Source organism: Vitiosangium sp. GDMCC 1.1324 (genome assembly GCF_003044305.1).
In the GTDB taxonomy this organism is placed as follows: Bacteria; Myxococcota; Myxococcia; order Myxococcales; family Myxococcaceae; genus Archangium.
This window is the reverse complement of the sequence record NZ_PZOX01000013.1, coordinates 256790-280369: the sequence shown is the minus strand read 5'-3', so window position 1 is coordinate 280369 and position 23580 is coordinate 256790. Positions and strand designations below refer to the sequence as shown.

Here is a 23580-nt window from a genome sequence, read left to right as displayed (position 1 = left end):
GAGGGGAGGGAGTGCTCGCCGGGATGACTGCTTCGCTTGGACCGTTTCGCCAGAGGCATCCGGCGCGCGGATGGGGTACATGAGTGGGCACCCCCCGTTCCGATGGCACTCCCAACACCCCCTTTCCCGACTCCCACCGACGGCGCCGCCGAGGCACGGCCCGCTGCTCGTTCCCTCGTCCTGACGCTGCTCACCTGGGTGGGGTGGGGGCTCGTCCTGCTCGGGGCCGGGGCGCTGGCCCGGGTGATGGCGAGACAGCTCTTCCTTGATGGGGACACGGAGGATCTGCTCCGGTGCGCCGACGGCGTGCGGGCGTGCCTGTCCGCGGGGCGCTGGTCGGGCTGCTCCGAGGCCGGGCAGTGGCCCCTGCTGCAATTCGGGCCCGCCCTCCTGGTTCGTCTGGCCGGAGGCTCGCGGGAGGACGCGGGGCTCGCGCTCTGCTACCTGAGCCTCGCCGCCTTCTTCGGGCTGCTCGTCATGACGTGGTGGACGCTCGCCGCGCGCTCGCGTCCGGTGGCGGTGGCGGCGGTGCTCGTGCTGGCCAGTGGCCTGCTCTTCCACTACGCCACGCGCTCCTTCGGGGAGATGGTGGCCTCCTTCGTCACGGCGGCCTTCGCCGCTGCCTGGCTGCGGCGCCGCGGCCCGTGGCTCGTGGCCCTGCTGGCCTTCGTCACCGGGCTCACCAAGGAGACGGCGTTCCCGTTCATCGCCCTGCTGGGGGCCACGTGCGCGGTGGTGCACCGGGCGCCGGGGATGACCTGGCGCGAGCTGCTGCGCGCCGAGCGCGGGCGTCTGGTGGGCAGCGCCGCCGCCGTCGTGCTGAGTGGAGTGCTATCGGCGGGCTTCAACCTCTTCCGCTTCGGCACGCCCTACAATGTGGCCTACCTGGATGCGGCGAGCCTGGTCCCACCCGCGAGCGTTCAGGTGGAGCACTTCGCCGCGCTGTGGGTGGCACCCAACGCGGGGCTGCTCTTCTTCTGGCCCTTCCTTGTGGTGCTGCTGGCCGCGCTGCCCGTGGCGGTGGCGAGACAGGGGGAACGAGGCGGTGGGCGGCCCTCCTGGTTTCCCGTGCTGGGCATGGCCGCGCTGGTGGGGATGTTCTGCCTCCTGCTGTCGCGCTGGTGCGCGCCGTTCGGTTGGTGGGCGTGGGGCTCGCGGCTCGTGCTCCCGTGGCTGCCGGCGGCCCTGCTGGTGCTGCTGTATGCGTATGCCGGGGCGGCCGAGTCCCTGGTGTGCCCGTTGGTGGCCACGCCCGTACGGACGGCGCTGCTGGCTCTGGCCCTCATGGTGGCCTCGGTGCCCCACCTGGTGAGCATCTACCGCTCCAATGAGCTGCTCGGCGCCCTGTTCGTCGATCGGGGCATATGTCCTGGCTTTGACCGGCCCGAGTACGCCGATGAGCTCTGGCGCTGCTACCACGCGCAGGCCTGGGAGTATCCCTCAGCGCTGCTGCACGCGTACCGCCTGGCGCCCGGGTCGGAGATGCCGAAGCGGGCGTGGCTGTACCCGGCCCTGCTGGCGCTCGGGTGCGTCTGGCTGCGGCGCTCGGCGCGAGGCGGGGAGAAGCCCGCTCAGTCGAACTTGTAGCCCTTGGGCACCACGACGATGCCGTTGTCGGTGACGGTGAAGCCGCGCGCCTTGTCGGCCACCAGGTCATGGCCAATCTTCGTGTTGGGCGGCACGCGCACGTTCTTGTCGATGATGGCGTTGCGAATCTGCGCGTGCCGGCCGACGTCCACCTCGTCGAAGAGGACGGAGCGCTCCACCAGCGAGTAGGAATTCACCCGCACGCGGCGGAAGAGGATGCTCTCGCGCACGGTGCCGCCGGAGATGATGCAGCCGCCGGCCACCATGGAGTTGAGCGCGCGGCCCACGCGCTCACCGGCCTCGTGGACGAACTTGGCCGGAGGGCTGTACTCCACGGCGGTGCGCAGCGGCCAGTCGGGGTTGAAGACGTCGAACTCGGGGTTGACGGAGACGAGGTCCATGGAGGCCTCGTGGTACGCCTCGAGCGTCCCCACGTCCCGCCAGTAGGTGTTGGCCTGCGTCTGGCCGGGGATGGGGTTGGAGTGAAAGTCATACGCGTGGATGTGGTAGCCATCGCGCAGGGCGCGCGGCAGCACGTCCTTGCCGAAGTCGTGCTGGGAGCCCTCGGTGCGCGCGTCCACCTCCAGGAGCTCGCTGAGCACGCGGCGCTTGAAGATGTAGTTGCCCATGCTGCACAGGGCCATGCCCGGCTTGCCCGGCATGGGCTTGGGGTCCTTGGGCTTCTCCTGGAACTCGATGACGCGGCCGCGCTCGTCCACCTGCATGACGCCGAAGCGCGAGGCGTCCGCCAGCGGCGTGGGGTAGGCGGCGATGGTGATGTCCGCGCGCTGGGCCTCATGCTGCTCGAGCATGTGCGCCACGTTCATCTTGTAGATGTGGTCCCCGGAGAAGATGGCCACGTCGTCGGCGCGGTAGTTCTCCACCAGGTGGAGGTTCTGGTAGATGGCGTCGGCGGTGCCCCGGTACCAGACGTTGCCCAGCTCCTCGTAGAGGTACATCTGCGCGGGGGCCAGGGTGATGAAGTAGTCGGCGAGCAGGCCCGAGCCGAAGCGCCAGCCACGCTGGATGTGCTCGGTGAGCGACTGCGCCTTGAACTGCGTCAGGACGTAGATGGCGTAGACGCCCGAGTTGAGGAAGTTGCTGAGGGCGAAGTCGATGATGCGGAACTTCGAGCCGAACGGGACGGCGGGCTTGGAGCGCTTGGCCGTGAGAGGCGCCAGGCGCGTGCCCTGACCGCCCGCGAGAATCATCCCGAGGATGCGCTTGCTGCTCATGCGATGGTGAACCCCCTGGCGGGCAGTATAGGGGGGATTTCGCGTGAAGCTCGGATTTCTCGTTCGGGGACGGGAGGCCGGGTTGGACGCGGGGCCACGACTCGGTGCGTCAGGAGGCTTCGGCCGGAAAATCCGCCCGCAACTCCTCGGGCCCTCCCGGGTTCATCCGTGCAGATGGCCGGCGCGTCCGGCCCCGAATCGGAGGAAGACACATGGTGCGTGGCATGTCCCTGGCGGTGACCCTGGCTCTGGGTTTCGTCGTTTCCACTCCGGCGCTCGCGGCGCGGGCGGACCGGCGGCAGGTGAAGCAGGAGGCGCGCATCGTCCAGGGAGTGAAGAGCGGCGAGCTCTCCGGCCGCGAGGCCGTGCGTCTCCAGGCCCAGCACGACGCCCTCCAGCGGGAGATTGCCCGGGACCGCGCCGATGACGGCAAGCTGGACCCCGTGGAGCGCGCCCGCATCGAGCGCCAGCAGGACCGCCTGAGCAAGCGCATCGCCACGCAGAAGCACGACGCGCAGAAGCGCTGAGGCTGCCGCGGAAGTGGCACCCGGCGCCCGGACAAGGACCCTCGTGAGCCGCCCCGATGAGCGGGCGGCCAGGGGGACGCTCCCTGCCGAGGGGGACCCTGCTGAACACGTTCCTGGTCAGCGAGCCAACGGTAGTCCTCACCAGGGAGTCACCTTCATGACCAGGACCAGGTTCCTTCTGGCCGGCCTCATCGCGGGTGCGATGGTGGCCGGTACCGCGTGCAAGTCGGACAAGGCGGCCGAGCGCGGGGATACCCCCGAGCAGATCCAGCCGATTCCGCACACCCCCGCCGAGAACCAGGGCGGGACCACGCCGGACTCGACCGCTCCGGGGGACACGGGCGGTGCCGGGAGTGACATCGACCGCGGCCCCGAGAACCCCAACAACGACCTCAACCCGAGTCCCGAGCGCGCTCCGGACACGGGCGGCTCTGGCCTCCAGAATCCGGAGGGCCCGGGGACGGGAGGCTCCGGGGACGTGGGCCAGGGTGACCTCGGCGGCACGGGGACCCAGAACCCGGAGAACCAGGGCACGGGGACGGGCAGCGGCACTACGATCCAGGGCTCCCCGGACACGAACTCCTCCCCGGACATGAGCACCCCGCTGGTTCCATACGAGGAGGGCCAGAAGCCCAAGAAGAAGACCCGGGGGAACACCACCGGCAGGGGAGGCGCTGGCCTCGATGCGAATGAGCGGTTCGGTGGCGACAGTTTCCCGACCGACAACAAGACCGACCCGGACGACAATTAGCGTGGCTCCCACGCCCCGGCCGAGGACTGCGGGCCCGGCCCGGACGCTCCGCGTCACGCGGAGGGCGTGAACGAGGCGACACATCGGCGAAAACAGGAGCACTCACGGGAGGCCACGCGGCGCTAGATTGGGCGCGTGGCCCATCCTCTCGCCGGCAAACTCCCTCCCGATTCCCTCCTCATCCACACCGAGACCCTGCGCTCCCAGTACTACTCGGAGCGGCCGGACGTGCGCGAAGCCGAGCAGCGTGTGGCCTTTGGCACCTCCGGTCACCGGGGCTCGTCCGCGCGCCGCAGCTTCAACGAGGCGCACATCCTCGCGGTGACGCAGGCCGTCTGCGAGTACCGCAAGAAGGAAGGCATCGACGGCCCCCTGTTCCTCGGCATGGACACGCATGCGCTGTCCGAGCCGGCCCAGCGCTCGGCGCTCGAGGTGCTCGCCGCCAACGGCGTCCAGGTGCGCTTCACCGACGGGGCGACTCCCACTCCCGTCATCTCGCACGCCATCCTCACCTACAACCGCGGGCGCGAGCGGGGGCTGGCCGATGGCATCGTCATCACGCCCTCGCACAACCCGCCCGAGGACGGTGGCATCAAATACAACCCGCCCAATGGTGGCCCCGCGGACACGGGCATCACGGGGTGGGTGGAGAAGCGGGCCAATGAATTGCTCGGCGCGGACAACGCCAGCGTGCAGCGCATGCCCTACGAGCGCGCCCGCGCCGCGTCCCACGTGAAGACGTATGACTTCATCACCCCGTACGTCGAGGATCTCGGCAACGTGGTGGACCTGGAGGTGGTGCGCGGGGCGAAGCTGTCCATCGGCGTGGACCCCATGGGCGGCGCCAACCTCGCCTACTGGGAGCCCATCGCCGCGCGCTATGGCCTGTCCCTCCAGGTGGTGAACAAGAGCGTGGACCCGACCTTCCGCTTCATGCGCGTGGACCACGACGGCAAGATTCGCATGGACTGCTCGTCCCCGTACGCGATGGCCGGCCTCGTCGAGCTCAAGGACCGCTATGACATCGCCTTCGGCAACGACACGGACTCGGACCGGCACGGCATCGTCACCCGCAGCGTGGGGTTGATGAACCCCAATCACTATCTGTCCGTGGCCATCGGCTACCTCTTCCGCCACCGCCCCGGCTGGAAGCCTGACACCGGCGTGGGCAAGACGCTGGTGAGCAGCAGCATGATCGACCGCGTGGGGAAGGACCTCGGCCGGCGCGTGGTCGAGGTGCCCGTGGGCTTCAAGTGGTTCGTGGACGGGCTGCTCCATGGCTCGCTCGGCTTCGGCGGAGAGGAGAGCGCGGGCGCCTCGTTCCTGCGCCGCGATGGCACCGTCTGGTCCACCGACAAGGACGGCATCATCCTCGACCTGCTGGCCGCGGAGATTCTGGCGCGCACGGGCAAGGACCCGGGTGTGCACTACCAGGAGCTCACGAAGAAGTTCGGCGCGCCGCTCTACACGCGCATCGACCAGGCGGCCACGCCGGCGCAGAAGTCGGCGCTCAAGAAGCTGTCGCCCGAGGCGGTGCGTGCCACCTCGCTCGCGGGAGACCCCATCACCCAGCGCCTCACGCGCGCTCCCGGCAACAACGCGGAGATTGGTGGGCTCAAGGTGGTGACGGAGAACGGCTGGTTCGCCGCGCGGCCCTCGGGCACCGAGGACGTCTACAAAATCTACGCGGAGAGCTTCCGGGACGCGAAGCACCTCGGCGCCATCGTGGACGAGGCGCGTCAGATCGTGAGCGACGCCTTCGCTCGCGGCTGAGCCTCGGGGCCGGAGATGATTCGCGAGGCCGAGCCAGCGGACGCGGGGGCCCTCCAGCGGTTGTATGAGCTGCTGGTCCCCCACAATCCACGCATCCGCGTCCTGCCCGAGCGCCTCGAGCGGCTGCGCCAGGACGCGTCGAACTTCTGTCTCGTGGAAGAGCGGGACGGCGAGGTGGTGGGGACGGTGCTGCTCCACCTGTGCCCGGACGTGATGTTCGAGGAACGGCCCTACGCACTGCTGGAGAACCTCGTCGTCGACCCGGGAGCGCGCGGCAGGGGCGTGGGCCGGGCGCTGCTGGAGCATGCCGAGCGCGTGTGCCGCGAGCACGGCTGCACGAAGCTCATGTTGCTCAGCGGCGTGCAGCGCACGGAGGCACATGGCTTCTTCGAGCGGCTCGGGTATGACGGCTCGGTGAGCCGGGCGTTCAAGAAGTACCTGCCCCGGTAACGGCGCGAGGTGTGCTGAATCTGGCGGAGTCGGATGGAATCCACTCCCTCGGCTGGACCCGGAGGGCTCGCGCTTCGTAGCCTCACGGTCACCATGCCTCTTCCTCCTCTCATGGGCAGAGGCCTGCCCGTGCTCGGCCACTTCCCCTACATCCACGGTCTCGGCGTGGACTCGTTCGCCTTCTTTCTCGAGGGCTACCGCCAGCACGGCCGCGTCTTCGCGGTGCGGGACATGAAGGACACGTTCGCCGTGCTGCTCGGGCCCGAGGCCCACCGCTTCGTGCTCGAGCGCGAGACGCCACACCTGTCCTGGGGCGCGGCCTATGGCGAGGAGGGCTCGCGCGTCATGGGCCCCACGGCGATGCCCCTGCTCGATGGCGAGGAGCAGCGGCGCCGGCGCACGCCGATGATGTCCGCCTTCCGCCACCAGAACATCGCGGCCTTCGGCGACACCCTCGTGGAACTGGCGCGCGCACAGTCCGCGGGCTGGAGGGAGGGCCAGCCGCTCGACTTCCTCGGGGAGATGAGCGAGCTGACGTTCCGCGTGGCCTGCGGGTTCCTGCTCGGCGTGGAGATTGGCGAGGACTACCCGCGCTTCCGGGACATCTACAAGAAGATGTTCCGTCCGGTGGGTCTGGCCATGCAGGCGGCCGGACTGCCATACATGCAGCGCTACCGCGACGCGCTGGGGCGGATGTCGGCGAAGTGGATTGCCGACCGGCGCGCCCACCCGTGCGACGACATCATCAGCCGGCTGCTGGAGGCGGGGTTGGATGACAAGGATGTGATGGCGCAGGTGCTCGTGTTGATGTTCGCGGGGCACGACACCACCAAGCTGTCGCTGACGTGGGCGATGGCGCTGCTGCTGCGCCACCCCGAGTACCTGGCGCGGGTGCTGGCCGAGCAGGACGAGGTGCTGGGGGACGGTCCCATCGCGGCGGAGGCGCTCAAGCGGTTGCCCGTGCTGGAGCGGGCGATTCGCGAGACGCACCGGCTCTATCCCCCGGCGTCGTTGTTGCGGCGCGGGGTGTTGGAGGAGTTCGAGCTGGGGGGCTACACCATCCCGAAGGGATGGAAGGTGATGTACCTGCCGCGCGTGTCGCACCATCTGCCGGACGTCTTCAAGGAGCCGGAGCGGTACGACCCGGACCGCTTTGCTCCCCCGCGCGAGGAGCACAAGCAGCCGTACGCGATGGTGGAGTTCGGCGGGGGCCACCGCACGTGCATCGGCAAGGAGCTGGCGATGTTCGAGGCGAAGGGGGTGCTCTCGTTCCTGCTGCGCACGTTCCGCTTCGAGCTGGTGCCGGGGCAGCGCCTCGAGGCGTCGAACTCGGGAGCGATGACGAGCCCGAGGTATGGGCTGAAGGTGCGCGTGAAGCCGACGGGCCGGAGCGTGCCCCTGGCCCGGGCCGCGTGAGCCGGGCTACGGCGCTTCCAGGGCGGGGAACTCGCGGCCGGAGATCTTCCCGAGCGTCCGCGCGACCGCCGCGAGCCGCAGGATGGGAAGGTCCGTCGGCGAGTCGCCGATGGCGAACACGGGGCGCTCGGAGATGAGCTGACGGGTGGCCTTCACCTTGCCCTCGCCACAGGTGCAGGGGGGCAGGAGCTCGTCGGTCAGGCGGCCGTGCTCCTCGCGAAGACGCATGCCGACCACGTGCTCGATGCCCATGCGCGACGCTGCCACGCGTCCGAGCAGCTCGGCCGAGCCCGTGAGAATCCACACGCGGTGGCGGCGGGAGAGCTGGCGGGCGAGCTCGACGGTGTGCGGATTGAGCCGGACCTCGCCCTTCTCGAGCACGTCGGTGCCGAGCGCTTGGACTTCTTCGGGACTCAAGCCGGCGAGGGCCTGGGCGGCCACGTCGCCCGCGGCGCACCAGTCGCGAGCCGCGAGGGCCTCGTAGGCGCCCCAGGGGTCGGTGGTGCCGAGCAGGGAGGCGGCTCGGGGAGGCAGCCGGTGCAGCAGGCGGCGCAGGGTGGCCTCGCCGATGTCTCCGACGAGCAGGGTGTTGTCGAGGTCGAAGACGGCGTCTCCGGGAGGCAGGGCGTCCAACTGTTCGAGCAGGGCCTTCATGGAGGAGAGTCTACCCCGGTACAAGTCAGGAGTGGGGGAGCGGTGCCGTCCGGCTCCCGCATTCGCGCCCATGCGCGGGAGGCACTTGTATGTCCAATCGAGAGCTCATCGTCCTTGGTTCCGCCAGCCAGGTGCCGACGCGTCACCGCAACCACAACGCCTATTTCCTCCGGTGGGATGACGAGGGAATCCTGTTCGACCCGGGCGAGGGCACCCAGCGGCAGATGACGTTCGCGGGGCTGTCGGCGACCCAGGTCACCCGCATCTGCGTCACGCACTTCCATGGGGACCATGCGCTCGGGCTGCCCGGCATCATCCAGCGGCTCTCGCTGGACTCGGTGTCGCATCCCGTCGAGGTCTACTATCCGGCGTCGGGGCAGGTCTTCTACGAGCGGCTCCGGAACGCGACGCCGTTCATGGACAAGGCGCGCATCATCCCCAAGCCCATCACGAAGGACGGCCCTCTCGCCGAGACGAAGGGCTTCAAGCTCTCCGCGGCGCGGCTGGAGCACTCCATCGACACCTACGGCTTCCGGCTCGAGGAGCACGCGCGCGTGCAGCTCAATCCCAGCCGGCTCGCGGCCCATGGGTTGTCGGGCCCGCGCATCGGCGAGCTCCAGCGGCGGGGGTCGCTCGTGGTCGACGGGCGGACCATCCGCCTGGAGGACGTGGGCGAGAAGCGAGAGGGACAGTCCTTCGCGTTCGTCATGGACACGCGTCCGTGCGCGAACGCCACGCGGTTGGCGGAGGGCGCGGATCTGCTGGTATGCGAGTCGACGTACCTCGACAGCGAGCGCCAGGAGGCCCACGACCACTTCCACATGACGGCGCGGCAGGCGGCGGAGATCGCCCGGGACGCGAAGGTCCGCCGGCTCGCGCTCACGCACTTCTCGCAGCGCTACGAGGACACGGCTCCGTTCGTCCAGGAGGCCCAGGGCCTGGTGGCCGACGTGGTGGCGGTGCGGGACCTGGACCATGTCGAGGTTCCGAAGCGCTCACGCGCGGCGTGAGTCCTCACAGGGAGCGCCGACTCAAGGCCCGAGGCCGCGCGTGTTCTGCAGCACCACGCGCCAGCCATCGGGGTCCGCGATCGTCACCCCGTTCGAGGCCCAGTAGGGATTCTCGGGCTCGACGGGCGGGTAGCCCATGGCGGAGAGCCGCGCCACGATGGCATCTCGCGCGGCCACGTCCGGCACATAGAGGACGAGCAGATTGTCCCGAGTGGGTGCTGGGCACGGGCTGCCCGCGGCGTGCCGGGTGAACTCCAGGTGGAGGCCGTACCCGGGGAGCCCGATGAACACACCGTCGTAACCGGCGTGGGCCTCGAAGCCGCCGAGGTGTCTCAAGCCGAGCCCCTCGACGTAGAAGCGCACGACCTCCTCCAACTTGTCGGTGGGGCGGGCGAAGCGTACCTGCGTGACGGGCATTCCTGAGGGCCAGGTTTCGGGGTTGTCCATGAGGCGCCTTCTATCAGCGTGGGGGCCGGGCCTCATCCTTCGCGGATGCGCTCGGGGTGCGTGTACACGTTGAAGCGCCCATTGCGCACGAAGGTGGCGAGCGTGATGCCGGCGCGCTCGGCCAGGTCGATGGCCAGGGAGCTGCCGGCGGAGACGCTGGCCACGACGGGGCAGCGGGCCACGGCTGCCTTCTGGACGATTTCGAAGCTGACGCGTCCGCTGACCACGAGCACGGTGGGGCGCATGGCGGTGGGCAGCGAGGCCCTCGCCGAGCGCAGGCCGTGCTCGAGCAACAGTGCACCCACGACCTTGTCCACGGCGTTGTGGCGGCCCACGTCCTCGAAGGCCGCGAGCACCGAGCCTGTCTCGTCGAGCGCGGCGGCGGCATGGACTCCGCCGGTGCGGGCGAAGTTGGGCTGCACGGTGCGCAGGTGCTCGGTGGCTCGGGCGAGCACGGAGGCGGGGATCTCCGGGCCCGGAGGCACGGGAGCGCACGTGGCCATCAAGTCATCCACGCTGCGCCGGCCACACACGCCACAGGCCGCGGTGGTGAGCGTGCCGCGCTTCGAGACGCCCATGCGCTCCAGGTCGATGACGAGTCCGGGGGCGGGCGTCACCTCGACGATGTTGCCGTAACCCTCCTCGCCGGGCCTGCCACAGTGGGTGAGGCCGCCAAGGTCCTCGGCCGAGTGGATGAGGCCCTCGGCGAAGAGGAAGCCCGTGACGAGGAACCGGTCTGCGCCCGGGGTGCGCATGGTGATGGCCACGGTGTCGCCGCTGATGCGGATATCGAGCGGTTCCTCGAGGGCCACGGTGTCTGGCTCGGCGGGTGCGAGCCGGCCCTCTGTGGTGTAGCGCCGCACGGGCCGCCGGGTAACCCCGGTGGGAAGCGGAGGGTGGCGTTTTTCCTCGGTCATCGCGGTGGTTGGGCAAGGCCCTTTGCCTGAACGTTACCAGCCGGTTTGCGTCGTACAATCTGCCCGGCAGGTTCTGGTCACTTCTGTTCAGGGGGAGCCATGCGGCACGTGGGATGGATGCTGTGCGGCTTGCTGGTCGCTTGCGCGCCGACGAGGCCTTTCCATCAGGAGCAAGAGGGTCTCACGGCATTGGACCAGGAATGCGGCGAGAGGAGCGTGCTCGCGCTTTGCGATTCGGAACAGTGCGAGCTGTTCTGGTGCCGGGCCGTGGCTCCGTACCTCTCGGCGGACCAGTGGCCACGGGTCTCCAGGGGTGCATGGGAGTTCCTGCCTGGTTTCATTCCTCTTCGCGTGGAGACGGCTGCCACGGGTATTCGAGCTGCGACCTTCTTGACCCGGGGAAGCGAGAGTGCGAGCGGCTCCCAGGGGGTCGAAGCGCCGCCTGCCGAGGGAGCGCGCGTCTTCAACGGGCGGGACGTGGTCCAACAAATCGTCCGTCTGCAGAAGCCAGGGGACGTCGCGGCCTGGTGGGCCTCGGAGCCCAGGGTGCATCCGGATTCGTGGCTCCATCCGCTCTCTAATTGGGAGCGCGAGTACATCAAGGCCATGGCTTCGCCTACAGTGCCTGGACCCCTACGCATGCGGCCACAGGTCGACCCAGAGAATCTGACCCTCCAGGAAGCGAGAGAAGCAGTGCAGTTCGTGGGCTCGGGTGCGGACGCCGCGCGGAGGTACGCCCACTTCGAGAACAGGCGGCGGATGGTCGCGCACTACGTGCTCACGCATCCCGCCACCATCCGGCTCCAACTGGGATTGTACGGGTTGGCCAGGGACTCCAATCCGCTCCACTTCGTGCTCGAGCGGTGCTGGCAGGTCGCCCGCGGCCAGGAGATGTTCACGGAGCGGGACGTGTCCCGGCTCGGCGCGGCGGCGGAGTTCTTCACCGCGCTGGCCGTGGGAGTGGCGGTGGAGAAAGGGCTGGGCCTCGCCCATCCGCTGAACACGAGTGGTGGCTCCGCGCCTTATCTGACGCCGGAGGTGGAGAGAGTCTTCGTCGAGACGGTCCGAGTGCGCGCCGCCAATATGGTCAAGGTCCTTTCGAATGAGGAGCGTGGCCCCGTCGTGACGGGCGTTCTCGATACGCGGACTGGGAGGACGTTCTTCGGGGTCAACCATCCGGAGCCACCTCTCGGCCTGCATCCGCTTCTCAAGCAAAGACTTGCTGCTTATCTCGACGCAACGAAGGGTCTTACACCCGCGCGCGCAGGGAAGCCGGGCACACACTCCGAAATTATTGCCTTGAAGCGGGCCCTCTATGAGCGGGAAGCGGCGCTGGGCCGTCCGGTACAACCTCGGGAACTCTCCGAGTTCGTTCTCCACAACCGCTCCCTCCGAGGTTCGACGAAGGTTGCGGGCATTCCACCGCCTTGTCCGAACTGCGAGGCAATCCTCCCCCCAAGCGTCAGGAGCCTGCCATGACAGACCTTCCCCGCGTTCATTTCGATGAGCTTGAGCTTGTGGTCAGTGATGATCAATATATGTTCTGGAAGGGCCAGCCCTTCACGGGCATTGCCGTCGAGTTCTTCCCGGATGGCACCCTCCAGAGCGAGGTTCCCCACGTTGACGGAATCGAGCATGGATTGGTGCGTGTGTGGCGCCCCTCGGGCCAGCTCTGCAAGGAGGAGAATCTCTGGTACGGAGGTCTCCACGGGTATGAACGTATGTGGGATGAACAGGGTCGCCTCATCTCCGAAAGAATCGGCGAGTTGGGGATCGCGATCGCGGAGAAGAGATGGGATGAGCAGGGCCGGTTGACGAGGGACTGGCACATCGGCCCTAAGGACAACTTGTATGACATCCTGCAAATCAAACGAAGGAAGTGGGGCCAGTTCGCACCACCTCTCTGATGGTTCTTCCTCCTTCCCCAGGAATCAAGAGCCTGTCATGACAGTCCTTCCCTGTGTTCATTTCGATGAGCTTGAGCTTGTGGTCAGTGATGATCAATATATGTTCTGGAAGGGCCAGCCCTTCACGGGCATTGCCGTCGAGTTCTTCCCGGATGGCACTCTCCAGAGCGAGGTTCCCCACGTCAACGGAATCAGGCATGGATTGGTGCGTGCATGGCATCCTTCGGGCCAGCTCAGGAAGGAATCGAACCTCTGGTACGGAGGTCTTCACGGGTATCGGCGTGAGTGGGACGAACAGGGCCACCTCGTCGCCGAAGTGCTCGGTGAGCTTGGAATCGCCATCGCGGAGAAAAGGTGGGATGAGCAAGGCAGGTTGATAAAGGACTGGCACATCAGTCCCACTGACAACCTGTACAGCACGTTGCAGATCTGCCGGAAGAAGTGGGGCCAATCCGCACCGCCGCTCTGACAGCTCATCCTCCTTGAGTCTCGGGTTCAATCCGTTGCGCTCAGGACTCCGTCCCGGAGGCATTGCTGGATGAAGCTGGCAATTCCTTGCACGTCCTCTGGAGCGAACCGCTTCATTCCCTCGGGCACTGGAGCCGTGCCCACCACGGCGAGCACGTCCTGCCGCGTCGCCGCGAGCATGGGCCCGAGTCCCTCGCGCCAGACTTCCATCTTGGGCAGCGGCCCCTGTTTCCACCCCTCGATGAGCACCAGGTCCACGGTGCCGGCGAAGCGCTCGAGCAAGGACAGCACGTGCTCGGGAGGTTCTGGGAAGGTGAGCTGCACGCCGGCCGGGTTGGCGAAGGCGACGAACGCCGCGCCGGACTCCGCGTAGCGCGCGGTGTCACTGCCCTCCCGGTGCAGCGGGTGCTCATCCGACGAGTGTTTCACCACGCCCACGCGCAGGCCCCGCTCTCGCAGCTCGGGCACGAGCCTCGCGAGGAGCGTCGTCTTCCCCGAGCCGGACCAGCCCACCACAGCGAGCGCGGGCGGACGCATCACGGCTCCACGGAAAGGAAGCGGGGTCGGTCGAAGCGCTCGAACTCCACCTCGTCGCCAGAGGCGAAGTCGGCGCGGCCCGGCGGGAGGACGGCATAGCCCTCGGCGCCGATGTTCTGCAGGGACTGCCCGGCGTCCTGCGCGCGGATGCGGGCCCACACCCGGCCCTCCTCGCGCAGTTCCAGGGTGCCACTGATGAGGTAGGTGAAGCCGGCCTGCTTGTGACGCCCCTCGTCGAGGCGGACGCGCAGCCGCTGGCGCTCCTCGGTGACGCCCTGGTGGCGCAAGAGCAGTGGGCGGGCGAACTGGTCGAAGGCGACGGTGGCCGCGCCCGGTGTGCCGGGGAGCACGACGACGGCGGTGCTGCCGAGCCTCGCCACGGCCACGGGCTTGCCCGGCTTGAGCGCCACGCCGTCCACGAGGAACGAGGCCCCCAGCTCGGAGAGCACGCGCTTCACCCGGTCCTTCTCTCCCACCGAGGCGCCGCCGGTGGTGACGAGCACGTCGGCCTCGCCGAGCAGCCGCCGCACGGTGGAGCGCAGCTCGGCATCGTCGTCCCGGGCGCGCTCCAGCGCCACCACGTGGGCTCCCGCCTCGCGAGCCAGGGCGGCGACGAGGACGAGGTTGCTCTCGTACACCTGGTGGGGCAGCGCGGGGGCACCGGGGGGCACGAGCTCGTCCCCGGTGGCGAGCACGGCGATGCGCGGAGGCGGGCGCACGAGGACGTGGGTCTCGCCCATGGAGGCGAGCACGCTGAGCGCGAAGGCCTCGAGGCGCTGTCCGGCGCGCAGCAGCGGCGTGCCGGTGAGGAGGTCCTCTCCCGTGGGGCGGATGTCCTTGCCCGGGGGGACGCAGACACAGACGTCGACGAGCCCCTCTCCCGGGACGGAGGTGGCCTCCTGGCGCACGACGGCGTTGGCGCCCTCTGGGAGCGGAGCCCCTGTGAAGATGCGCGAGGCCTCGCCGGGCTGGACGGAGCGCGAGGGCAGGTGGCCGGCGTAGAGGGTGTCGACGACGCGGAGGCGGGCGGGGCGGTCGCGGTGGGCGTGGGCGGTGTCCTCGGCGCGGACGGCATAGCCATCCATGGCGGAGACGGGGCAGCCGGGGAGCGAGCGCGAGGCGACCACATCCCGGGCGAGGAATCGGCCGAGGGCCTCCAGCAGCGGCATGCTCAGGGGAGGCGCGGGGCGGAGCGCGTCGAGTGCGGCCTTCCGGGCGGTGGGGAGTGGGGCGAGGGACATGGCGGAGGCGTCGTCCACCGGGCTTTAGCGCAAGGACGCGCCGGGAGGTGGAGGGCGAGAAGGTAGCCTCCACCAGCGGACGGAGCACGGGGAGAGACGAGGCACGAGGAGGCACGGTGTGAGCAATGGGGAACGAAAGGGGCCGGAGTACCCGGACGTAACACTGGCGGTCATCGCGGGAGGGCGGGGCGAGCGGCTGGGTGGGGTAGCGAAGGGCCTGCTGGAGGTGGAGGGCCGGCCCGTGCTGGCGCGGGTGCTGGACCTGGGCGGGCTATTCGGAGACGGGCTGCTGGTGACGAACGACCCGGAGCCCTATGCGCGCTTCCGTGTGCGGACGGTGGAGGACGTGGTGCGAGGGCGGGGCGCGCCGGGTGGTGTGCACGCGGCGCTGGTGGGCGCGAGGACGGAGTGGGTGCTGGCGGTGGCATGCGACATGCCCTTCGTTTCGGAGGCGGCGGTGCGGGTGTTGCTGGGCGCACGGGGGCCCGAGGTGGAGGCGGTGTGCTTCACGGTGGGAGGCCGGGTGGAGCCGCTGCTGGCCCTCTACCGGAGGACGTTGGCGCCCTCGTGGGGCGAGGCGCTGAAAGCCGGGGAGCCCTCGCTGCGCGGCTTGCTGTCCCGTGCCCGCGCGGCGCTCCTTCCCGAGGAGGCCCTGCGCGCCGTGGACGCACAGCTGCGCTCGGTGGTGAGCGTGAACACGCCGGAGGACCTGGCGCGCCACGGCGCCACGCTCCCACCGCCTTTCGGGAAACGCTCCGGGTGAGGGCGCGCGTCCCCGGCCTGCTCCCCGGCCCGCTCGGGGAAAGGACCCGGAGAGGGGACGTGTTTCCCTGGGGGGTACTCCGGGAGGTTCCGGCTCACACGCCCTGCCTCGCGGGTTCCACTCCGTGTATGAGCTTTCCCGCCCCACTCTCAAATTCCAGAGCGAGAAAGGCTAGAAAGTCGGGTAACGTGCGTTCAGGCCTATGAGTCGACTGAAGGACAAGGTGGCCCTCGTGACGGGGGCGGCTTCGGGGATTGGCCGTGCCACGGCGCTGCTGTTCGGCCGCGAGGGCGCGCGGGTCGTGGTGACGGACATCGCTCCTTCGGGCGAGCAGGTGGCGCAGGAGATTCGCGCCACCGGTGGGCAGGCCTTCTTCGTGGTGCACGACGTCACGGACGAGGTCACCTGGCAGAAGGTGGTGGCGCGCACGCTCGACGTCTATGGCCGGCTGGACGTGCTGGTGAACAACGCGGGCATCGCCATCTCGCGCGCGGTGGCGGAGATGTCCATGGCCGAGTGGCGCGAGCAGATGGCGGTGAACCTGGACAGCACCTTCCTGGGCACCAAGTACGCGGTGCGCACCATGCGGCTGGGCAAGCGCGGGGGCTCCATCATCAACGTGGCCTCGGTGTCGGGGCTGGTGGGCAGTCCCGGTACGGCGGCCTACTCGGCCAGCAAGGGCGGGGTGCGCATGCTCAGCAAGGCGGTGGCCATGGAGTGCGCCCCCGACGGCATCCGCGTCAACTCCGTGTTCCCCGGCGGCGTGCGCACGCCCATCTGGCAGCACGCGGACTGGTGGGACGGTTTCGTCGAGCAGGTGGGCAGTGAGGCCGAGGCCTGGAAGAAGCTCGAGGCCGCCTCGCCCCTGGGCCGCATGGGCGAGCCCGAGGACATCGCCGAGGCCATCCTCTACCTGGCCTCGGATGCCTCGCGCTACGTCACTGGCGCGGAGATCGTCGTCGACGGCGGCTACACCGCGCGCTAGTTGCGGCCCCACTGCCGGGGGCGGGTGAAGCGGAAGAAGCCGCTCTCCTCCTCCTCGGCGATCGTCTGGGCCTCGTCGGAGAAGTAGCGCGAGCGGAGCTCCGTGAGCCGCGCCTCCAGCTCCGTCCCCGAGTACTGCTGCGCGAGCAGCTCGCGCTCGGACATGTACTGCGAGCCCAGCTCCCAGCGAGTGTCGCGCACCTTGTCGAGCTCGTTCCAGCGCTGGAGGGCCTGTTCGTCCAGGCCCATCTCCTTGCGGATGGAGCGCAGGTTCTCCGCGCGCAGCTCGGGCGTCATCGTCCCGAGGTCCTTCTGCACCGAGCCCAGGTCCAGGAAGCGGTTCATCAGCTCCTGCTGGTGCGCCTGCACATAGGCTTGGGTGTGCTCGCCGTACGTCTTCGTGAGGTTCTGCTTGTACTGCGCCATCCGGTCCTGGACGGTGGCGTTGGGGAGCGCGTCGATGGACGCCAGCGAGTCCGCCACGGCGAAGTTGCGCAGCTCGGCGGCCCAGATTTTCTCCGCCACCTCCTTGCCGAAGAGCTGGTTGCGCTCCTCCCAGAGGGCGGCGCGGCGTTCCTTCTCCGGCTTGTCGCGCAGCTCCGCGTGGTGCTCCTTCACCCAGCGCTCATAGTCCAGGCGCTGGTGCAGCCGCTGGGCGAGCTCGTCATACAGCTCGGGGAAGGCCTGCTTGAGCACGGCCAGCAGGTCCGCCTCCCAGCCCGTGGGGTTGAGCTTCTGGAAGTGGCGCATGAGCTGCTCCAGCATGCGCATCTGCGTGTGTGGGTCGCGGATGTGGGCCCCGTAGCGCGAGCGCAGGTACGAGACCAGGTCTCCCGCGGGTGGTTCCGCTCCATCCTCACCCTCTTGCGACGTGCCGGTCCCGGCGGTGGAGCCCCGGGCTCTGGCCGTCAGCGCCTGGGGGTCGCTCTTCGCCTGGGTCCGCGCGGCGGCGGTCTCCGGGGCCGCTCCTTCCTCCGAGCGCGTCTTGAAGACGAGCAGGGCCGAGGCGGCGATCAGCAGCACGAGGGCCAGCAGCAGGGGAGCCTTCCGACGGTTCATGGGCGACGCATCTCCGGGGAGGGGGCGCAAGAGGAGGGAAACGGCAACCCCCGGAGGGCCCTCGCTCGGACGAGGGGGCACGCTCCGGGGGGTGGTGCGTGTGCGTCAGTCGTAGGTGGCGATGTAGTTGAAGATGGCGGCGTAGAACTCGGGCTCGTCGAAGGTGTCCGGGCCCACGCCCACCACGTCGAGGTGGTCCTGGTTGATGACGCTCGAGGTGGAGGTCATCTGCGCGGAGGTGGGCGCGTTGATGGTGCCCAGGTAGGCGACGTTGGAGTCGTTGGTGACGGAGTCGAAGCCGAAGGTGGACTCGGTGTACTTCAGCCGGTAGCCCATCTGCTGCGAGTTGATACCCACCAGGCCGTCGTCATCCGCCTCGTTGGCGATGCCGTCGCCCTTGCCCGCGGCGCCGTCGTTGTCGCAGTCGTCGACGCAGTAGCCGTCGCCGTCGATGTCGTAGAAGAGCTCGCTCACCAGGAAGAGCGCGGGGTTCACGCTCAGGCCGTTCTGCGCGGTGAGGAGCGACACGTAGCGCGAGGCGTAGCGCGAGTCGATGGGGTTGTTGACGTTGAAGGCCTTGGCTCCGGTGGTGATGCCGTCGCTGGCGCTGTAGTCGTTGTAGACGAGCTGCTTGGCGCCCGCGTAGGCGTCATTGCCCGGCCCGTTGACGACGTTGCCATAGATTTCAGCCAGGGCGGCGATGACGCTGGTGACGCCGGGCTTCAGGTCGAGGATGTACTTGGCCACGGGCGAGCCGCGGTGGGGCGAGGACACGCTCACCAGCACGGGCACCACGGTGTAGCCCTTGCGGGTGTAGAGCACCTTGGCCGCCTTGCGCGCATCCAGGCCGCCCTGCGAGTGGCCGATGATGTTCACGCGCGTGGCGCCCACGCTGGCCATGTAGCCTTCAATGTCATTGGCCAGGTCCAGGCCCCGCACCTCGGAGTTCTGGAAGGGCTGCACCTGGGCCACGAAGGACTGCTGGTTGGCGTCGATGTCCTCGTTGCAGCCGATCTCGAAGAGCTGACAGGTGTCACCGACGTACATGCCGTAGTCGTCGCCCCAGTAGTCGTAGCCGAGGATGTCGTCGAAGCCCGCCATGCCATGGGCGAACACCACGGGGTACGTCGTCTTCGCCGCGCCAGCGCGGGCCTCGGTGGTGAGCCCGAGCGCGCACAGCGCCAGCACAAGGGTGTGCAGCTTCTTCATGGGGACTCCTTGCGGTGTCCCTGCCGGAGGGCTCCGGTCAGGGCAGTGGGGGTGGGGTGCGGAGCCCGGGGGGTTCAGGCTGTCCCCGAGCCAATGGCATACACAGCAATCGCCGCGCCAGACCCGGTGCGTCATCGAAGCGGGGACGACGCGATGCGTCACGTAGGGAAAGTGGAGCATTGATGCTCCAGTCAACTCCTGGCGCTCACGCCCCCGGAGGCCTCCCGGAGGCTAAGAGTCTTGGAAAACCAAGGGGTTGCCGGGGCATCCGGTGAACTGTCCTGAATAAGGACAGATAATGAACGGTTTCAGGACAGTCGCGGCGGGCCGGGGTTCGGGCGAAAAAAAACCCCGCGCCCTCGAGGTGAGGGGCGGGGTGGGGTGCCGGGGGGGCTTACGGAATCAGGGGCGGTACTCCCAGTGCCAGGGCTCGGAGGGGACGGTGCGCGCGAAGCCGAAGCGGCTCGCGTTGGCGGCCAGCCAGCGGTAGGTGGCGGAGCTGGTGGCGCCCACGTTGATGTCCAGCGCGATGCCGCCCTGGTGGTTGGAGTAGCCGGGCTTGGCGGCGAGGTTGCCGGTGCCGTTGAGGTAGGCCTGATAGAGGGCGCGCTGCTGCTCCATGGTGCGGAAGGCGCTGTTGACGGTGAGGTTGATGCCGGCGGCGCGGGCCGCGGCGTGCATGCGGTTGAAGGCGGCCGCCGCGTCGGAGCGCAGCTCCTTGCCACCGGCGATGGGGGAGACGGTGATTTGACGGGCCACGCCGTTGACGTAGCCGTTGACGGCGCGGCCGCCGCCCGAGGGGGTGGAGGGCGTCTGCACCTTGATGCCGAGCTTGTCCCACGTCTTGGGACCCACCACGCCATCGGCGGTGAGGCCGCGGGCCTTCTGGAAGGCCTTCACGGCGGCGAGCGTCTTCTGGCCGAAGTCCCCATCCGCGGCGCCGACGTTGAATCCGAGCGCGTTGAGGCGGTTCTGGAGGGCCTTCACGGGCTCGCCCCGGGCGCCCAGGCTCAGGGTGGGGCCGGAGCCCCCGGAGGAGGCGCCCGTCGAGGGCTTGGGAGCGGTGGCCGAGTTGAGGGCGCTCCACGTCTTGGGGCCCACCACGCCGTCGGCGGCAAGGCCGCGGGCCTTCTGGAAGGCCTTCACGGCGGCGAGCGTCTTCGGGCCGAAAGAGCCGTCGGCGGCGCCAGGGTCGAAGCCCGCGGACTTCAGCTTCTTCTGGAGCGTCACCACGGAGGAACCGTGCGCGCCTTCGCGGAGCGTGGCGGGAGCGGAGCTGGCGGCGAGGCGGGGGGCGACGGCGGTGGAGCGGGAGATGGCGACCATGGGGGGGCTGGCTCGCGGTCTAGAGTGGGAAATCCAGTCCTATTTTCGTAGGTGGCGGGAAGAAGTTTCCTCACCTCGCCCTTTCGGCGTTGAAATGGGGGCCGCGGAATGGACTGCCACCGGGGGCCAGGGACCGATACTCTCGGGGGCTCGCGGATCCGGGAGGGGTACGTGGCGATCAGGATGAGACTCGACACGATGGCGGGAGAGACGTTCCTCCGGATGGACGGGCCGGTTCCCGAGGACGGCCCGGAGTCCGAGGACGGGCCGCGTCTGGCGTTGGTGACGCGAGGCGAGGAGCTCGCGCGGCTGCTGGAGGGCGCGATGGCGTGCTCCTTCTCGCACGAGGTGCCGGAGAGCCCCGAGGAAGTCGACGTGGTGGAGCGCTTCCTGCGGGACTGCTCGGAGTACAGCGATGTGCAGGGGCTGCCGGACGCGCTGCGCCAGGAGATGGAGGAGCACTTCGGCCAGCTGCTGGACGCGCTGTGGAAGCTGGACTGGCTGGTGTTCGGCGACGTGCGGGAGACGACGCTGGTGCCGGGGGAGGATCCGGTGCACGGGCGGGCGGTGATGCTGTGCCTGGCGCGCTACGACAGCCCGTCGGTGGAGATGGACGCGAAGCTGCGCCGGTACATGGCGAGCTTCAAGGAAGCGGTGGCGCGCATCCAGGGCCGCTCGGATGTGAGCGGGGGCGGAGCCGGCGGGCTGCTGCACTGAGGGCGCGGCCGGGAGGTGCGGCCTCTAGCTGCCCGGTACGAGCGTCCGCATCAGGTGCTCCACGTAGCGTGCCCGCCCCTTTCCGGATGGCAGTGCCTCCGGGGCCGAGTGCACCAGGTGGAGCAGTCCACTGAAGGTCGAGTAGGCGTGGAGACCCCAGCAGCGTGCCTCCGCCGCGGGCATCCCCAGCGCCTGGTACAGGCTCACCAGATACTCGATGCGCCGGCGTGAGACGCGTGCGAGCACGGGCTTGAGCAACGGGTGGTCCACCGAGGCGGCGAGGGCGACCTCGACCTTCTGGCCCGGGTCCTCGTTGAAGGCTGTGATCAGCAATGCGCGCAACCGCTCGCGAGGCTGCTCGATGGCTTCGACCTTGGCGATGATGTTCTCGGTGGCGAGCTGCTCCCAGCGCTCGAGCGCGGCCTGGAGCAGCTCCGACCTGTCCCGGAAGTGCCAGTAGAAGCTGCCCTTCGTCACGCCGAGCCGCCGGGCCAGCGCTTCGACCGAGAGTGCTTCGACTCCCTCGCGGAGGCTCCACAGCGCGGCGTCGGCCCAGTCCTCGCGCGACAGGCCCTGCGTGCGGCGCCGGCGGCGGATCTCCGCCACCTCTCGAGGGGGAGTCACATCGACCCGGGGAGGAGAAGCACGTCTCATCGTGGGGGTCACTCTGGCCCACGCTCGCACCGGAGTCCAGCACCCGACACCGTCGATTCGCTTGCACCATACGCCACCGTATGGACATACGCTAGCGTACGGAGCTGCTCACAGGAGGCGGGACATGCGAATCACGACAGGGACGCTGCTCATGCTCACGGGGGTGCTTCACGAGGTGGTGGGTGTCATCCTCTTCCGGGGGCCCCTCGCGGAGATGCTGCGTGCCGGCGTCTTCAACAGCGTGGGAGACGACTCCGGCCCCCGCGCGGCGGCGTTCTGGTTCCTCGTCTCGGGCTGCGGCTTCGTGCTGTTCGGTTGGCTGTGCCGCTGGGTGGAGCTCGAGCTGGCGCGTCCGCTGCCCGCGGGCCTCGGGTGGGGTCTGGTGATGCTCGGCGTGGCCTGTGTGGTGCCGATGCCCATCACGGGGGCGTGGCTGTTCTTCCCGCTCGGAATTCGGGTGCTGCTCGACGCTCGCCAGCGCACCGTGCTGCCGGAGGTGTTGCGGCCCTTCGCCTCGGGGGCCGACCATGTGGACGTGAAGACCGTGGAGACGGATGTCTCGCTGCGCGAGTTCATCGCCCGGTTCATGTCCTGGCAGCCCGCCTGGGTGTCGGCCTTGTACCGGGTGCGAGGCGTCTTCGTGCGGTTGCTGGGATTGCGTCAGATTGGAGTCCCCAGGCAGACGCTCCTGCTCCCCGAGGATGTCCCCATGCAGCAGGGCGCCGCCGCCGCCTTCTTCACCGTCCGACAGGCCGAGGAGGAGCGCGTCTGGGTCGTCAGCGCGGAGGACTCGCACCTCGAGGCCTTCCTGGCCGTGTCCGTGGAGCCCGGCGGTGGACAGCAGCGGCGCTTCCATGTCGCCACCATCGTGCGCTACCGCAACTGGGCGGGGCCCGTGTACTTCAACGTCATCCGGCCCTTCCACCACCTGGTGGTGGGCGGCATGGTCCGGAGCGCCGCTCGCGCGCTCCCGGGGTGAGCGCTTCGCTCCGGGCGCTCAGTTCCGGCCGTTGCCCGGCTTCCACGGCCACTGGAGCACCGGGGCGAGCGGCCTGTCCTCGACGCGGCGCTCAAGCAGCCGGGTGATGTTCGGCTTGCCACTCGTGCGCGACAGCGACAGCGCGCTGGCGTGGTGCGCGTTCTCCCGGAGTGGATCCGCCCCGGCCCGCAGCAGGATGCGGACGCTGTCCTCGTCTCCCCGCCGGGCGGAGATCATCAACGGCGTGGTGCCCTCGGTGGTCTCCGGATCCACGCAGGCCCCGGCGTCGAGCAGCAGTTGCACCAGCAGCACGTGCCGTCGGTCCGCCGCGTAGTGCAGCGGGTGCCAGCCGAAGTCGTCACGGTTCTCGAAGGGCAGGAAGCTGGAACTGCGTGCCTCCACATTCGTCCCGCGGCGCAGCAGCTCCTCGGCCAGCGCGGCGTGGCCTCCGAGGGCGGCGCAGGTGAGAGGTGTCTTGCCATCCGCTCCGCCGTACTCGAGCTCCGCACCCGCCTCGTCCAACAGCCAGGCCACCAGCTCGATGCGGCCCGAGCTGGCCGCATACCGCAGCGCCTCACCCCGCTCGTTCGAGCTGGCCAGCGGCTCGAGGGCTCGTGCGGCCTCGAGATGGCCGCGCTCGGCCGCCAGCATCAGCGCGGTGGCCCCTCGCGCATCCTTCACCGAGGCCACCGCCCCGCGCCCCAGCAGCAGGTGAACCAGGGCGGAGTGTCCATGCCAGGCGGCCCACATCAGCGGCGTCATGCCCTGGGCATCCCCGCGGCCGAGCGCCCGGGGCTCGGTGTCCAGCAGGGCCTCCACCGTGGAGGTGTCTCCGCGTCGGATGGCGTCGATGAGGTTGACCATGAAGGGCTCCACGAGGTGTCGGATGGGGGCTCCCCGAGAGAAGGGCGGAGGCGTCGCCACGAGCAAGCGCCGCCTCCGCCCCGGTACCGCTACGGCCAGCAGGCG

At 69.3% G+C, this 23580-nt stretch carries 25 protein-coding genes; 14 read left to right on the top strand and 11 right to left on the bottom strand.

Annotation, left to right across the window (positions count from 1 at the left end):
* Positions 1 to 102: 102 nt before the first annotated feature.
* Entirely contained in the window at positions 103 to 1587 is a 1485-nt protein-coding gene (locus DAT35_RS33360; protein ID WP_108072722.1) for a hypothetical protein, read from the top strand.
* Here the strand turns inward: DAT35_RS33360 and glgC are convergent.
* On the bottom strand, positions 1572 to 2822 hold the full coding sequence (gene glgC, locus DAT35_RS33355) for a glucose-1-phosphate adenylyltransferase (protein ID WP_108072720.1): 1251 nt from the start codon (positions 2820 to 2822) through the stop codon (positions 1572 to 1574). The genes DAT35_RS33360 and glgC overlap by 16 nt on opposite strands.
* 212 nt (positions 2823 to 3034) lie before the next feature.
* Here glgC and DAT35_RS33350 point away from each other — a divergent pair, with 212 nt between their 5' ends.
* The 5 genes from DAT35_RS33350 (at position 3035) to DAT35_RS33330 (ending at position 7739) form a co-directional block, all read left to right on the top strand.
* A complete protein-coding gene (locus DAT35_RS33350; RefSeq protein ID WP_108072718.1) occupies positions 3035 to 3349 on the top strand; it encodes a hypothetical protein in 315 nt (104 codons plus the stop codon).
* Positions 3350 to 3506: 157 nt separating this feature from the next.
* Entirely contained in the window at positions 3507 to 4100 is a 594-nt protein-coding gene (locus tag DAT35_RS33345) for a hypothetical protein (protein WP_108072716.1), read from the top strand.
* 135 nt (positions 4101 to 4235) lie between these two features.
* Entirely contained in the window at positions 4236 to 5873 is a 1638-nt protein-coding gene (gene pgm, locus DAT35_RS33340) for a phosphoglucomutase (alpha-D-glucose-1,6-bisphosphate-dependent) (protein ID WP_108072713.1), read from the top strand.
* Positions 5874 to 5888: 15 nt separating this feature from the next.
* The gene (locus tag DAT35_RS33335) at positions 5889 to 6323 is read left to right on the top strand and encodes a GNAT family N-acetyltransferase (protein ID WP_108072711.1); all 435 of its coding nucleotides are present in this window, start codon (positions 5889 to 5891) and stop codon (positions 6321 to 6323) included.
* Between the two features lie 93 nt (positions 6324 to 6416).
* The gene (locus tag DAT35_RS33330) at positions 6417 to 7739 is read left to right on the top strand and encodes a cytochrome P450 (protein WP_158502007.1); all 1323 of its coding nucleotides are present in this window, start codon (positions 6417 to 6419) and stop codon (positions 7737 to 7739) included.
* A gap of 6 nt (positions 7740 to 7745) precedes the next feature.
* Here the strand turns inward: DAT35_RS33330 and DAT35_RS33325 are convergent, their stop codons facing one another.
* Positions 7746 to 8393: an HAD family phosphatase gene (locus DAT35_RS33325; RefSeq protein ID WP_158502006.1), complete on the bottom strand. Its 648-nt coding sequence runs from the start codon at positions 8391 to 8393 to the stop codon at positions 7746 to 7748.
* A gap of 89 nt (positions 8394 to 8482) precedes the next feature.
* Here DAT35_RS33325 and DAT35_RS33320 point away from each other — a divergent pair, with 89 nt between their 5' ends.
* The gene (locus tag DAT35_RS33320; protein WP_108072705.1) at positions 8483 to 9403 is read left to right on the top strand and encodes a ribonuclease Z; all 921 of its coding nucleotides are present in this window, start codon (positions 8483 to 8485) and stop codon (positions 9401 to 9403) included.
* A 21-nt stretch (positions 9404 to 9424) separates the two neighbouring features.
* Here DAT35_RS33320 and DAT35_RS33315 read toward each other — a convergent pair whose 3' ends face one another.
* Positions 9425 to 9850: a VOC family protein gene (locus DAT35_RS33315; RefSeq protein ID WP_233261874.1), complete on the bottom strand. Its 426-nt coding sequence runs from the start codon at positions 9848 to 9850 to the stop codon at positions 9425 to 9427.
* A gap of 32 nt (positions 9851 to 9882) precedes the next feature.
* Positions 9883 to 10713 carry a formate dehydrogenase accessory sulfurtransferase FdhD gene (gene fdhD / locus DAT35_RS33310; RefSeq protein ID WP_233261873.1) on the bottom strand — a complete coding sequence of 277 codons (831 nt, stop codon included), beginning with the start codon at positions 10711 to 10713 and terminating at the stop codon, positions 9883 to 9885.
* A gap of 693 nt (positions 10714 to 11406) precedes the next feature.
* On the opposite strand from fdhD, the gene DAT35_RS59305 reads away from it, so the two are divergent.
* From DAT35_RS59305 to DAT35_RS33295, 3 genes are read left to right on the top strand one after another with little or no spacing between them, the layout of a single operon-like run.
* A complete protein-coding gene (locus DAT35_RS59305; RefSeq protein WP_158502005.1) occupies positions 11407 to 12246 on the top strand; it encodes a YwqJ-related putative deaminase in 840 nt (279 codons plus the stop codon).
* A complete protein-coding gene (locus tag DAT35_RS33300; protein WP_108072699.1) occupies positions 12243 to 12674 on the top strand; it encodes a toxin-antitoxin system YwqK family antitoxin in 432 nt (143 codons plus the stop codon). Before DAT35_RS59305 ends, DAT35_RS33300 begins: the two co-directional genes overlap by 4 nt.
* Positions 12675 to 12711: 37 nt before the next feature.
* Entirely contained in the window at positions 12712 to 13143 is a 432-nt protein-coding gene (locus DAT35_RS33295; protein ID WP_158502004.1) for a toxin-antitoxin system YwqK family antitoxin, read from the top strand.
* Between the two features lie 26 nt (positions 13144 to 13169).
* Here the strand turns inward: DAT35_RS33295 and mobB are convergent, their stop codons facing one another.
* Both mobB and glp read right to left on the bottom strand, forming a co-directional pair.
* On the bottom strand, positions 13170 to 13679 hold the full coding sequence (gene mobB, locus DAT35_RS33290) for a molybdopterin-guanine dinucleotide biosynthesis protein B (RefSeq protein WP_233261872.1): 510 nt from the start codon (positions 13677 to 13679) through the stop codon (positions 13170 to 13172).
* Positions 13679 to 14920, bottom strand: coding sequence for a gephyrin-like molybdotransferase Glp (gene glp / locus DAT35_RS33285; protein ID WP_108072693.1), 1242 nt, complete (start codon positions 14918 to 14920; stop codon positions 13679 to 13681). Before glp ends, mobB begins: the two co-directional genes overlap by 1 nt.
* A gap of 118 nt (positions 14921 to 15038) precedes the next feature.
* Between glp and DAT35_RS33280 the strand changes: the two genes are divergently transcribed.
* Together DAT35_RS33280 and DAT35_RS33275 are read left to right on the top strand one after the other, a co-directional pair.
* Positions 15039 to 15683 carry a molybdenum cofactor guanylyltransferase gene (locus DAT35_RS33280; protein WP_108072690.1) on the top strand — a complete coding sequence of 215 codons (645 nt, stop codon included), beginning with the start codon at positions 15039 to 15041 and terminating at the stop codon, positions 15681 to 15683.
* Between the two features lie 202 nt (positions 15684 to 15885).
* Positions 15886 to 16668: an SDR family NAD(P)-dependent oxidoreductase gene (locus DAT35_RS33275; protein WP_108072687.1), complete on the top strand. Its 783-nt coding sequence runs from the start codon at positions 15886 to 15888 to the stop codon at positions 16666 to 16668.
* Here the strand turns inward: DAT35_RS33275 and DAT35_RS33270 are convergent.
* The 3 genes from DAT35_RS33270 to DAT35_RS33260 form a co-directional block, all read right to left on the bottom strand.
* Positions 16665 to 17726, bottom strand: coding sequence for a hypothetical protein (locus DAT35_RS33270; protein WP_108072685.1), 1062 nt, complete (start codon positions 17724 to 17726; stop codon positions 16665 to 16667). The two genes, DAT35_RS33275 and DAT35_RS33270, sit on opposite strands and share 4 nt — an antisense overlap.
* A gap of 105 nt (positions 17727 to 17831) precedes the next feature.
* Positions 17832 to 18935: a triacylglycerol lipase gene (locus DAT35_RS33265; RefSeq protein ID WP_108072682.1), complete on the bottom strand. Its 1104-nt coding sequence runs from the start codon at positions 18933 to 18935 to the stop codon at positions 17832 to 17834.
* Positions 18936 to 19337: 402 nt separating this feature from the next.
* Positions 19338 to 20261, bottom strand: coding sequence for a peptidoglycan-binding protein (locus tag DAT35_RS33260; RefSeq protein ID WP_108072678.1), 924 nt, complete (start codon positions 20259 to 20261; stop codon positions 19338 to 19340).
* Positions 20262 to 20432: 171 nt separating this feature from the next.
* On the opposite strand from DAT35_RS33260, the gene DAT35_RS33255 reads away from it, so the two are divergent.
* On the top strand, positions 20433 to 20978 hold the full coding sequence (locus DAT35_RS33255) for a hypothetical protein (RefSeq protein WP_146209996.1): 546 nt from the start codon (positions 20433 to 20435) through the stop codon (positions 20976 to 20978).
* A 24-nt stretch (positions 20979 to 21002) separates the two neighbouring features.
* On the opposite strand, the gene DAT35_RS33250 is transcribed toward DAT35_RS33255, so the two are convergent.
* The gene (locus DAT35_RS33250; protein WP_108072671.1) at positions 21003 to 21632 is read right to left on the bottom strand and encodes a TetR/AcrR family transcriptional regulator; all 630 of its coding nucleotides are present in this window, start codon (positions 21630 to 21632) and stop codon (positions 21003 to 21005) included.
* A gap of 124 nt (positions 21633 to 21756) precedes the next feature.
* On the opposite strand from DAT35_RS33250, the gene DAT35_RS33245 reads away from it, so the two are divergent.
* A complete protein-coding gene (locus DAT35_RS33245) occupies positions 21757 to 22611 on the top strand; it encodes a DUF6463 family protein (protein ID WP_108072667.1) in 855 nt (284 codons plus the stop codon).
* An 18-nt stretch (positions 22612 to 22629) separates the two neighbouring features.
* On the opposite strand, the gene DAT35_RS33240 is transcribed toward DAT35_RS33245, so the two are convergent.
* Positions 22630 to 23475: an ankyrin repeat domain-containing protein gene (locus DAT35_RS33240; protein WP_146209995.1), complete on the bottom strand. Its 846-nt coding sequence runs from the start codon at positions 23473 to 23475 to the stop codon at positions 22630 to 22632.
* Between the last annotated feature and the right edge of the window lie 105 nt (positions 23476 to 23580).